Origin of the sequence: Flavobacterium cupriresistens (assembly GCF_020911925.1) — a bacterium.
Taxonomy (GTDB): Bacteria; Bacteroidota; Bacteroidia; order Flavobacteriales; family Flavobacteriaceae; genus Flavobacterium; species Flavobacterium cupriresistens.
Window position 1 is genome coordinate 690,904 of sequence record NZ_CP087134.1, and the last position, 12,483, is coordinate 703,386.

Annotated in this window: 9 protein-coding genes; 5 read left to right on the forward strand and 4 right to left on the reverse strand. The window is 37.0% G+C overall.

Features of this window, described 5'->3' with window-relative positions:
* Positions 1-3 precede the first annotated feature (3 nt).
* Genes LNP23_RS03255 through LNP23_RS03265 form a run of 3 tightly spaced genes read left to right on the forward strand, consistent with a single transcriptional unit; the run spans position 4 to position 2,858 of the window.
* Positions 4-651 carry a bifunctional 4-hydroxy-2-oxoglutarate aldolase/2-dehydro-3-deoxy-phosphogluconate aldolase gene (locus LNP23_RS03255; RefSeq protein WP_230003713.1) on the forward strand — a complete coding sequence of 216 codons (648 nt, stop codon included), beginning with the start codon at positions 4-6 and terminating at the stop codon, positions 649-651.
* Between the two features lie 3 nt (positions 652-654).
* Positions 655-1,770, forward strand: coding sequence for a D-TA family PLP-dependent enzyme (locus LNP23_RS03260; RefSeq protein ID WP_230003715.1), 1,116 nt, complete (start codon positions 655-657; stop codon positions 1,768-1,770).
* Between the two features lie 17 nt (positions 1,771-1,787).
* Positions 1,788-2,858 (forward strand): dipeptidase, encoded by a 1,071-nt coding sequence (locus LNP23_RS03265; RefSeq protein ID WP_230003716.1) that lies wholly within the window; start codon positions 1,788-1,790, stop codon positions 2,856-2,858.
* Here LNP23_RS03265 and LNP23_RS03270 read toward each other — a convergent pair.
* Positions 2,855-3,631, reverse strand: coding sequence for a DeoR/GlpR family DNA-binding transcription regulator (locus tag LNP23_RS03270; RefSeq protein ID WP_047776765.1), 777 nt, complete (start codon positions 3,629-3,631; stop codon positions 2,855-2,857). The genes LNP23_RS03265 and LNP23_RS03270 overlap by 4 nt on opposite strands.
* Before the next feature lie 188 nt (positions 3,632-3,819).
* On the opposite strand from LNP23_RS03270, the gene LNP23_RS03275 reads away from it, so the two are divergent.
* A complete protein-coding gene (locus tag LNP23_RS03275; protein WP_230003718.1) occupies positions 3,820-6,126 on the forward strand; it encodes a family 20 glycosylhydrolase in 2,307 nt (768 codons plus the stop codon).
* 63 nt (positions 6,127-6,189) lie between these two features.
* On the opposite strand, the gene LNP23_RS03280 is transcribed toward LNP23_RS03275, so the two are convergent.
* The 3 genes from LNP23_RS03280 to LNP23_RS03290 are packed head-to-tail and all read right to left on the reverse strand — an operon-like array spanning position 6,190 to position 9,651.
* Positions 6,190-6,936 (reverse strand): succinate dehydrogenase/fumarate reductase iron-sulfur subunit, encoded by a 747-nt coding sequence (locus LNP23_RS03280; RefSeq protein WP_047776761.1) that lies wholly within the window; start codon positions 6,934-6,936, stop codon positions 6,190-6,192.
* A gap of 37 nt (positions 6,937-6,973) precedes the next feature.
* The gene (locus LNP23_RS03285) at positions 6,974-8,974 is read right to left on the reverse strand and encodes a fumarate reductase/succinate dehydrogenase flavoprotein subunit (protein WP_230003720.1); all 2,001 of its coding nucleotides are present in this window, start codon (positions 8,972-8,974) and stop codon (positions 6,974-6,976) included.
* Between the two features lie 11 nt (positions 8,975-8,985).
* Positions 8,986-9,651, reverse strand: coding sequence for a succinate dehydrogenase cytochrome b subunit (locus LNP23_RS03290; protein WP_047776755.1), 666 nt, complete (start codon positions 9,649-9,651; stop codon positions 8,986-8,988).
* A 320-nt stretch (positions 9,652-9,971) separates the two neighbouring features.
* On the opposite strand from LNP23_RS03290, the gene LNP23_RS03295 reads away from it, so the two are divergent.
* Positions 9,972-11,333 (forward strand): hydroxymethylglutaryl-CoA synthase family protein, encoded by a 1,362-nt coding sequence (locus tag LNP23_RS03295; RefSeq protein WP_230003722.1) that lies wholly within the window; start codon positions 9,972-9,974, stop codon positions 11,331-11,333.
* Positions 11,334-12,483 lie beyond the last annotated feature (1,150 nt).

Consider the following 12,483-nt stretch of genomic DNA (forward strand, 5'->3'; position numbering starts at 1 on the left):
GATATGTACAGCATTTTAAAAGCTCAAGGTGTACTTCCGTTAGTAACTCAAATCAACATTCAAACTGCCGAGATCTTATTGAAATCAGCTGCAGCAACCGGTATTAAAATTATCGAATTTGCAGCACGTTCAAATGATGCAAAGGAGGTTTTCAGCCAAATGATTGCGTTTAGAAATGCCCATAAATTAGACCTAAAAATAGCCGTTGGCTCTATTTTGACCCTACAGGATGCACAAACTTATCATCAATTAGGAGCAGATTGTATCGTTTGTCCGCACACCGATTTAGAAATTGGCGCTTATTGCCTTAAAAACATGGTGTATTGGATTCCCGGAGCTGCCACTTTAAACGAAATACTGCATGCTAATAATTTAGGAGCAGAAATAGTCAAATTATTTCCTGCCGATAAAATTGGCGGGCCTGGCTATGTAAAAGCAATAAAAGCTCCTTTTCCGGACTTAAAGCTAATGCCTACCGGTGGCGTGACTTTAGAAGAAACCAACTTAAAATCCTGGTTTAAAGTTGGCGTTGTCTGTGTCGGTATCGGATCTAATTTGTTTTCTAAAGAACTATTAGCTCAATTGACTTATGAAAAATCAGTTGAAGCCTTTCAAAATTTAATTGAAGTTATCGAAAAAACAAGAACCTAAATCATGGAAGAAAATTGGTGGAAAATTAATTCCGAAACACTTATCGACACTCCTTTTTTGGCTGTTTATGAAGACCGTTTACAACACAATATCGAACATTTGATTGCGACGGTAAAAGGTGATGTGCAGAAGTTACGTCCTCACATTAAAACACACAAAACCGGAGAAATTCTTGATTTGTTTAAAGTGTATGGCATAAACAAAGTCAAATGCGCCACAATTGCTGAAGCAGAACTTTGCGCAATTCATCAAATTTCGGATATTTTATTAGCCTATCAGCCTGTTGGATTACGCGGGGAAAGATGGATTTCTTTAGTTCAGAAATATCCTCTTTCAGAATTTTCAACTATCGTCGACAATATAGAATCCGCAAAAGAATTAAATGAAAGTGCAAAAAAGCAGCAAGTACAACTTACCGTTTATCTGGATCTAAATACCGGAATGAACCGAACAGGATTTTCGGTTTCTGAAGATTGGATTGCTTTAGCGGCAGAGATAATGCAACTGGAGAACATTCATTTTGCCGGAATTCACATTTACGACGGTCATCTAAAAGGTAGTGTTGAACAACGAAAACTAGACGCTTCCCATTCTTTTTCAATCATCAATCAAAAAATAGAAACGTTACAGCAACAAGTAAATTACGAACTGAAAATTGTTGCGGGAGGTTCTAATACATTTCCTTTTTATTCCGAACAAGAAAACGTAGAATGCAGTCCGGGCACTTTTGTTTTTTGGGATATTAATTACAGTCTAAATTTACCCGAACAACACTTTAAACCGGCAGCAGTTCTTGTCGGAACCATTATTTCCACACCAAGTTCTTCAACATTTTGCATTGATATTGGTTATAAAGCAGTTGCTTCAGAAAATCCGATAGACAAAAGATTAGTGATTTTGAATGATGAAAACTTGGTCCCGACCGCCCATTCAGAAGAACATTTAATTATAGAAAACCGAGGCAAAAACGAGTATAAAATTGGCGATATTATTTATGCCATTCCGTACCACGTCTGCCCTACCTGCGCTCTTTACGAGACCGTTCAGATTGTCAATGCGGCACATCAAATCTGTGACCAATGGGTTGTCGAGGCGCGCAACAGAAAAATTAGTATTTAAAATTTAAGATCCCCACTATGTTTATAATAGATGCCCATTTAGACCTGAGCATGAATGCAATGGAATGGAACCGAGATTTAAGGAATGATGTAAAAACGTTACGCCATTTAGAAAAAGGAATGACCGACAAACCGGATCGTGAACGGGCAACAGTTTCGTTTCCTGATCTGCGAAAAGGCAATATTGGCATTGTAGTCGCCACTCAAATAGCACGTTTTGTAAAACCGGGCAGCAGCATTCCGGGTTGGAACTCTCCCGAGCAAGCCTGGGCGCAAACGCAGGGGCAATTAAACTGGTACAAATGCATGGAGGAAGCCGGTGAAATGGTTGCCATTACCGATAAAAAATCGCTTCAAAAGCAAATTGATCTATGGAATGATGGTACCCCAAATGATAAAAAACCCATTGGTTATATCCTGAGTTTAGAAGGAGCCGATTCGATTGTAGACATTTCCTATTTAGAGAAAGCCTACAATTATGGATTAAGAGCCATTGGACCCGCTCATTATGGCCCCGGACGTTACGCGAACGGAACGGATGCAACGGGAAAAATGAATCAAAACGGAATTGATTTATTAAAAGAAATGGAACGTCTGAATATTATTTTAGATGCCACTCATTTATGTGACGATGCTTTCTGGCAAGCTTTGGATCATTACAACGGTCCGGTTTGGGCAAGTCACAACAACTGCCGAAGTCTTGTGGATCATAACAGACAATACAGCGACGAAATGATTAAAGCATTAATCTCAAGAGGATCAGTTATCGGTGGTGCTTTAGATGCCTGGATGTTAGTCCCAAATTGGGAAAGAGGCGTTTCAACCCCTTTAGGCACACAATGTAATCTGGAAACGGTCTTCAGACACATGGATCACATTTGCCAATTGGCAGGAAATGCCAACCACATTGGCGTAGGTTCAGATCTGGATGGCGCTTTTGGAACCGAGCAAGGTCCGTATGATTTAGATACGATTGCCGATTTACAGAAACTGGTATTGATTTTTAAAAACAATGGCTATACTGATGAAGATCTAAAAAGCATCTTTCACCAGAACTGGATTAATTTTTTAATGAAAAACTGGCATTAAACAAACACTAAACTTGGAACTGCCTTCTTATAGGATTGTAATTTTTCGTGATCAGGCTCTACTTCGGTCACTACATAATCTACCTCGGATAAGTTGGCAATTTTCATTTTTAGAACGGTATCCAATTTTTCGGAAATAGTTAGAATGGCTGTTTTTTGTGAAGCCTGAATCATTGCTTTTTTCACCTGAACCGTTTCCCAATCAGAATCTGAGAAACCGCCTTCAATATCTAAAGCATTGGTTCCCAAAATCAATAAATCGACTTTAATATTAGCCAATTGATTGTATACATCACCGCTCACACACATTTGGCTGTAAGACGAAATGCTACCACCGATCATGATAATTTTAACATTAGGTTTATCCAGAAGTTCAACAGCAGACAAAACAGTAACCGTAAAAATGGTCAGACTCAAATCATTTGGAATCAAACGAATAAATTCCCTAATGGTTGTTCCGCCACCAATTAACAAAACCATACCATCATGAAGAAGTCCTATTGTTTTTTGCGCAATAATTTGTTTCGACTCGCCTGCATACGTTTGATTTGATGAAGAGTGGTGGTAGGCTTTGGTCATCGCACCTCCTTTTACTTTAATCAATAAGGATTCCGATTCGAGTTCATTAATATCGCGTCTAACGGTATCTTCTGAAACGCATAGTTTAACAGAAAGCGTTTCAAAACTCACACGAGTGTGCAAATTAATTTCTTTTAAAATATGACTTTTACGTTCTTCCTTAGTATAATTTACTATCTCATTATCATTGTTCATGAAAATACATTTTATTAAACAAATGTAAACAATTAATGCAAGATTATTGCGAAACAAAATACAACATGACGCAATAAAAAAGTTAATTCCGCTATTTCAAAGACATTTAAGCAATGTTAAGTTTTGCATATTTTTTGCAAATAGATTCCTAAACAATATATTTGTTTATAACTAACCCAAAATAAACCATGAAAAAAAGCCTTCTATTTTTTTTGCTGTTTTGTTATTCCTTCGGAAATGCACAAGCCACTTCTGAAAACAATACTATAATTCCGGCACCAAACTTCTATAAAGCAACAGGCGACAGTGTTCGTTTAAACGGACAAATCAAAGTTGTTTTTGAGAACAATAAATTCAGTCCAAAAGAACTTAAAACAGCACAACTTTTTGAAACGGTCATTAACGGAAGCCTTCCTTCAAAAAAGAGTACGGTCGAAGTTCAATTCAGTACCAAAAACCCTTCAACTTCCTTAAGCAAAGAAGCTTACAAAATTAGTATTACTTCAAAAAAGATCAGCGTTACAGGCTCAGAAGAAGGATTATTCTATGCCGTTCAGAGTTTGCTGCAACTCTTACCGAACAAACTGACTGATAAAAAAGAAATAAAATTCCCTTGTCTCACCATCGAAGACGAACCCAGATACGCTTACCGCGGATTGCATTTGGATGTATGCCGTCACTTTTTTTCGGCAGACGTTATAAAAGATTTCATCCGTCAGATGTCGTACTATAAATTGAATAATTTTCACTGGCATTTAACTGATGATCAGGGTTGGAGAATTGAAATAAAAAAATACCCGAAACTAACCGATATTGGATCTAAAAGAGCACAAACACTGGTTGGGAATAAGTTTGAAAGATTTCCACGTTTCTTTGACGGCAATCCTTATGGTGGTTTTTACACACAAGAAGAAATTAAGGATGTCGTTAAATTTGCTGAGGCCCATTATGTAAATATCATTCCCGAAATTGAAATGCCGGGACATGCAACAGCAGCTTTAGCCGCCTACCCTAATTTATCCTGCTTTCCGGATCGCACTTACAAAGTTGTGGAATCATGGGGTGTTTTCGAAGATATTTTTTGCGCCGGAAAAGAAGAAACTTTTACTTTTTTAGAAGATGTTCTTACTGAAGTTATTGCATTATTCCCAAGCAAATACATTCATATTGGAGGAGATGAATGCCCAAAAGCCCGATGGGAAGTTTGTCCGAATTGCCAAAAAAAGATTAAAGATTTAGGACTAAAAAACGAACATGAACTACAAACTTACCTGACTACACGAATAGAAAAATTTCTGAATGCAAACGGAAGACAAATTCTGGGTTGGGATGAAATGCTTGAAGGCGGACTTGCTCCCAATGCAGCGGTAATGTCCTGGCGCGGAGAATCCGGAGGAATTGCGGCCGCAAAACAGAAGCACTTTGTAATTATGAATCCCGAACAAGTTCTTTATTTAGATTACAATCAAGGGTATTCGCCCCAAGAACCTTTGACAGTAGGACGATTAATTACAGTCGACAAAATATACAATTACAATCCAACTCCTGTGGACAGCTTAACTGTTGAAGAGCAAAAATACATTATTGGTGTACAGTCTAATCTTTGGTCGGAATACTTAACCAACCCGGCGAAATTAAATTACCAGCTTTATCCAAGAGTTTTTGCTTTGGCAGAAATTGCCTGGACACAACCTCAAAACAAAAATTACAACAGTTTTGTTTTAAAAAGAATGCCACATCACTTGGAAAAACTGGAACTTCAAAAAAGATTGTACAAAGTCCCAACGCCTTTTGGTTCTGAGGAAACAGCACTAATTGCATCAAAATACACTTTAAATCTAGTGCCAACAATCAAAAACGGGCAAATTTTCTATACTATAGACGGTTATAATCCGGACGAGACTACGGTACTTTATGAAAAACCGGTTACCATAAATGTCCCAAAAGGAGAATATCGAATCATCAAAACAGTTCAGATTAGTCCCGGTGGAAGAAAAAGTTCCATTAATAAAATTTTGGTTCGAAATCCTGATTTAAAACCGGCTTTAGCAATAAAACCAACCAAACAGGGCTTAAAATATAACTACTATACCGGAACTCTCTTTCAACAAGTACAAGATTTAGAATTAGCAAAACCTCTAAACTCAGGTATTTTTGAAGGTGCCATCAGCAGTGAAAAATGGAAAACCAAAACAGAGCGTTATATCGGCTTAAAATTCGACGGGTATATCTATGTGTCCGAAACCGCAAACTATACCATTTCGACGCTTTCAGATGACGGATCGAAGCTTTTTATAGACGATGAACTAGTCGTTAACAATGACGGAATTCATTGGCTAAATGAAGCCTATGGTGCCGTACAACTCGAAAAAGGATTCCACAAACTCAATATCAGCTATTTTGATCAGGTTGGAGGAACCACTCTAAACTGTTTTATACAACAAGAAGGAAAAGAAAAACAGGAAATAAACAGCTCGCAATTGTATTACGAATAAGCGCATAAAAAAACGCATCTGCCAAGGCGGATGCGTTTTTTCTATAAACTAAATGCTATTTTATTATCCTTTTAAACTTGCTGCTAAATACTCACGGTTCATACGTGCGATATTTTCAAGAGAAATTCCTTTTGGACATTCTACTTCACAAGCTCCGGTGTTGGTACAGTTACCAAAACCTTCAGCATCCATTTGGTGAACCATGTTTAAAACACGATCAACCGCTTCTACCTGACCTTGTGGCAATAAAGCATATTGAGATACTTTTGCAGAAACGAACAACATTGCTGATGAGTTTTTACAAGTAGCCACACAAGCTCCACAACCAATACAAGCAGCAGCATCAAAAGATTTGTCTGCATCGTCTTTGTTAATCGGAATAGTATTGGCATCAATTGTATTCCCTGAAGTATTTACCGAGATAAATCCTCCTGCATGTTGGATTCTGTCAAAAGAACTTCTGTCAACAACTAAATCTTTAATTACAGGGAATGCTTTTGCTCTAAATGGCTCGATAAAAATCGTATCACCATCTTTAAACATACGCATGTGTAACTGACAAGTTGTAACTCCTCTGTCTGGTCCGTGCGCTTCTCCGTTAATAAACAAAGAACACATTCCGCAGATTCCTTCACGACAATCGTGGTCAAATGCTACTGGCTCTTCTCCTTTATTGATTAATTGCTCATTAAGAACATCAAGCATTTCAAGAAAAGACATATCTGGTTCAATTCCGTCAATTGGGTAATCAACGATTGCTCCTTTATCTTGGGCGTTTTTCTGACGCCATATTTTTAGTGTAAGTTTCATTTTGTATCAGTATTAAGTATAACGACTTTGCGAAATACTATTTATAACTACGTTGTACTAATTTGATGTTTTCATAAACCAGAGCTTCTTTGTGTAATACGGCATCACTTGGTTTTCCTTTGTATTCCCAAGCTGCAACGTATGCAAAATTCTCATCATCACGAAGCGCTTCTCCTTCTTCTGTTTGATATTCTTCGCGGAAGTGACCTCCACAAGATTCATTACGGTGTAAAGCATCTTTTGCGAACAATTCTCCTAGCTCAAGGAAATCGGCAACACGAGTTGCTTTTTCTAACTCCTGATTAAATTCATTAGCACTTCCAGGTACTTTTACGTCTTTATAAAACTCTTCACGTAAAGCAGCAATTTCTTCGATCGCCTCAGTCAAACCTTTAGCATTACGAGCCATACCTACTTTATCCCACATGATTTTTCCTAATTTCTTATGGAAATAATCTACAGAATGAGTTCCTTTATTATTGATAAATCTGTCGATTTGATCTTTTACACTTTTCTCTGCTTCTACGAATTCCGGTAAATCTGTAGAAATTTCACCCATTTTAATATCCGGAGCTAAATAATCTCCAATAGTATAAGGTAATACAAAATAACCATCTGCTAAACCTTGCATCAAGGCAGAAGCCCCAAGTCTGTTTGCTCCGTGATCTGAGAAGTTAGACTCTCCGATTGAGAAACATCCAGGAATTGTAGTCATTAAGTTATAATCAACCCAAGTTCCACCCATAGTGTAGTGAACCGCAGGGTAAATCATCATTGGCGTTACATAAGGATTCTCATCAACGATTTTCAAGTACATTTGGAATAAGTTTCCGTATTTACTTTTTACGATATCAGTTCCTAATTTAGTAACCACCGCTGTATCATTAGCATCTAAACCTTTTACGTAAGCTGCCTCTTTTCCGTAACGTTCGATAGCTGCAGCAAAATCAAGGTAAACTGCTTCACCTGTTTTGTTAACACCAAAACCGGCATCACATCTTTCTTTTGCAGCACGAGACGCAACGTCACGTGGTACCAAGTTACCAAAAGCAGGATATCTTCTTTCTAAGAAATAATCTCTTTCGCTTTCAGATAAATCAGTTGCTTTTTTCTTTCCTTCGCGAATTGCTTTTGCATCTTCTTGTTTTGCAGGAACCCAAATACGACCGTCATTACGTAACGACTCAGACATCAAAGTCAATTTTGACTGGTGATCTCCTGAAACCGGAATACAAGTTGGGTGAATTTGTGTATAACAAGGATTCGCGAAAAACGCTCCTTTTTTATGTATTTTCCAAGCTGCTGTTGCATTACTTCCCATAGCATTTGTTGACAAGAAAAATACGTTTCCGTATCCTCCTGAACCAATAACTACAGCATGAGCAGAATGTCTTTCTATTTCTCCTGTAATTAAATTACGAGCGATAATACCTCTTGCTTTTCCATCAACGATTACGATGTCTAACATCTCGTGACGGTTGTACATTTTTACTTTTCCACGACCAATCTGACGGTTCATTGCAGAATAAGCTCCTAACAATAATTGTTGTCCGGTTTGTCCTTGTGCGTAAAAAGTACGAGAAACCAAAGTTCCTCCAAAAGAACGGTTATCTAATAATCCGCCATATTCACGAGCCAATGGCACCCCTTGAGCCACACACTGGTCAATAATATTAGCCGAAACTTCAGCCAAACGGTGAACGTTTGCCTCACGTGCGCGGTAATCTCCACCTTTTACAGTATCGTAAAACAATCTGTAAACCGAGTCACCGTCACCTTTATAATTTTTTGCTGCATTGATACCACCTTGTGCAGCAATAGAGTGCGCACGTCTTGGTGAATCCTGAAAACAAAATGCTTTTACGTTATATCCTAATTCAGCCAAAGTAGCCGCAGCAGAACCTCCAGCTAAACCTGTTCCAACGATAATAATATCTAAATTACGTTTATTAGCAGGGTTTACTAAATTAATGTGATCTTTATAATCTGTCCATTTGTCCGAGATTGGACCTTTTGGGATTTTTGAATCTAATGCCATTATAATTGATATTAATTATTGAAATGATGAACTAAAGCGATTATCACGAAAAGTGCCGGTACTACAACCGCAAATCCATAACCGATTTTACTTAAGAATCTGGAATATTTGTTGTGCATCCCTACTGATTGAAGAGACGAACTGAATCCGTGCCAAAGGTGGAACCCTAAAAGCACGAAAGACACACAGTAAATTCCTGTACGAATTGGATCGTGAAATTTGTGAACTAACTCACCATAATATCTTGTAGCATCCGGTGCAGTTCCTGCTATATACTTATAAGAAACTTCAGGAAACCAGAAATCATAAAAGTGCAATCCTAAGAATGCTAAAATAACCAGTCCAGAAATAATCATATTTCTTGAAGTCCAAGAAGCGTTAGCCGCTCCATTGTATTTTGCGTATGCAATTGGTCTTGCTGCGCTATTTTGTGCTGTCAATATAAATCCCATTACAAAGTGGAAAATTACACCAACTGCCAAAACAGGTTGCATTACATATTGTATCAGCGGATTGTATCCCATAAAGTGAGAAGCTTCGTTAAAAACGTCTTCACTAATAATAGAAATAAAATTTAAGGAAACATGCAGCGCTAAAAACGTGATTAAGAATATTCCCGAAAGAGCCATAGCCACTTTCTTTAAGATGGAAGCATTCAATAGTGCAGATTGTGCCATAAGAGTTTAAGTAGTTTGTTTTAAAAAATTATACAAAAATAAAGTAAATACAAGTGAACTACAACCATTTCGCTCTTATTTATAATCATTTTAAAAAGCCTCTCCGTCAATTATTCAAATTCTTATAAAACAACAAAATAAGTCTCATTACGCGGCCATTTTCTCCAAAACCTGCATTTTATATAATTATCAAATTGCTATTTTTTAGTACTTTTTGACTTGTTTTCCTCAAAAATATAGGAGGCGCTAATTTTATTGCTTTAAAACAACAGAATTCTAAGAGCATAATTTTACCTTTATCCGCTTCAAAAAAAATGAGAATGAAAACAGGAATTGACGCTATTTCTTTTGATGTAGCCAACATACATTTACCTATCAAAACTTTGGCAACCGCCAGAAATATAGAACCCGAAAAATTAGAAAAAGGACTTGGGTTAATCAAAATGACTTTACCGGATGCACACCAGGATGCAGTAGTTTTTGGAGCCAACGCTTTAACAAAACTAATTACCGAAAATCAAATAAACCTAAACGAGATCAGCCGGATTTATGTCGGAACAGAAAGTGCTATCGATAATTCAAAACCGATCAGTTCTTTCCTGATTGCTTTAATGGAACAAAAGTTTGGCGAAGATTCTTTAGCCGAATGCGATGTTGTCGATTTTACATTTGCTTGCATTGGTGGTGTTGATGCGTTACAAAACTGTATGGACTTTGTAAAACTGAATCCAACCAAAAAAGCAATTGTGGTTACGACAGATTTTGCCAAATACGATTTAAACTCCACCGGAGAATACACACAAGGCGCCGGAGCTTTGGCCATGTTGGTAACTTCAAACCCAAGAATTATTGCTTTTGATGAAAATTGGGCAACAAGTACAAAAGGCGTTTTTGACTTTTTCAAGCCGTACCGAAGCATTTCGAAAGAAACAATTGCGCAGAACGAAAACAACGACCCTTGGTTTGATAATTTAGAAGCTGAAATCGAAATCCATAAAGATCAACCGGTTTTTGACGGTCAGTATTCGAATCAGTGTTATATGGATCGTACGCGTACTGCCTACTTTTCATTCAAAAAATTAAAAAACACTACCGAAACTTTATACAACACCTGGCACAGTATCATCATGCACTTGCCTTATTCTTTTCAGGGACGCCGAATGTTATCTGAAATTTATGCTTTAGACAGTCCCGAAAAAATTATAGCTGACGATATCCAGCCAGCAGATTATCAGAACAAAATTAAAGAAGTTGGAAAATCAGAGGACTACAAAAAATTTGTAACCGAAAAATTGCAACCCGCAGAATTGGCTTCTTCTTTAATCGGAAATCTTTACACAGGTTCTATTTTCATGGGATTACTATCGACTTTGGCGCATTTTTATGACACCAAAAAAGATATTTCTGGAACTAAATTCGGATTCTTAGCTTACGGAAGCGGATCAAAATCAAAAGTTTTTGAAGGAACTATTCAACCCGAATGGCGATCGACTTTAAGCCAAACCAAACTTTTTGAAAACTTAACTGAAAGTGTAGAAATTGATTTTGAAACTTACGAGAGACTTCACAAAAAAGAACAAAAAGTAAGCATCAGAACACCCAAACAAGAATGGGTTCTGGATCGAATCGAAAAAGAAATCCCTAATTTGATTGGGGCTCGTTATTATAAGTGGGAGAACTAAAAATTCCAATATTTTTAAATTCCAAATTCCAATTTGTGGCTTATAAAAAACCGAAGTTTTAACGCTTCGGTTTTTTTATACTACTATTCTATTGTCCGTCTATATCTTGCTTGCGTTAATCGACGCAATTCGCCTTTTTTGTCATTTCAAGCGAAGTCGAGAAATCATACAAAAAACTCCGTACAGTTTGTCATCCTGAGGAACGAAGGATTTACGTTTGCTGAATCCATACCGCTGAACTTCACTTTATGGAATTACTTGTGAAGATACTTCGTTCCTCAGTATGACAAAATTGCGAAAAACAGAAACGGATCAACGTGTGTGATTTCTCGACTTCGCTCGAAATGACAGAATTGTGATGATCCCAAAAACAGTAAGTAATAGTCCAAAACTTGAAACTTGAATCCTGAAACTCGAAAAGGGTAAAATATACGGTATAGTTTGTTCATTTCGAACGAAGTCGAGAAATCACACTGGTAATTCGACAAAGATTAGCGGCTTTCTGTGTAACGTTTCTTGCGCGATTTCTCATTCTTCGAAATGACAAATCATCCAAAATTCTTAGTCTTTTTTATGCTGTTCCGTATAATTTTGATTGCCTTTAACTCTTGTATCCTCTGTGTGCATCCCGTTTGCCATTCCTAACATGAAGGCGGTCATTACTAAAAGGAGTTTTCGTTTTATCTAATGAAGTAGTCGCTTAGATTGCTCTAAACGTGTTTTATTTTGTTTATACATTTTGTAAATGATAAATGATTAGACATTATGATATCATCTTATGCTCTGAGTAGCATAAATGCTTAAAAAATCTTAAGCGCTGTATAAACTTGTATCGAAATGTCTTGAAATACTTATTTCATTTACAAAAATGGACTGTCTTATAAATGAATTTATGTTTTGATGAACATGTGCACATAATCTTAAAAGAACCCGAGTTCGAGAACCAGATACTTCTTTAATTGGAACAAAACTTAAAAGTATTGGAAACGAGGTTTTTCCAATTGATTTTAGTTGACCAAATTTGTATAATCGAAGATTTCTAACCGCTAGTTCTTTTCTTAAAATTACATAGGACGATTGATAATAATCCGCAGATTTTGATTGAGAATCTAAAGTACAGTCAGTCGCAATCACAGCAAGGACCAGAAAG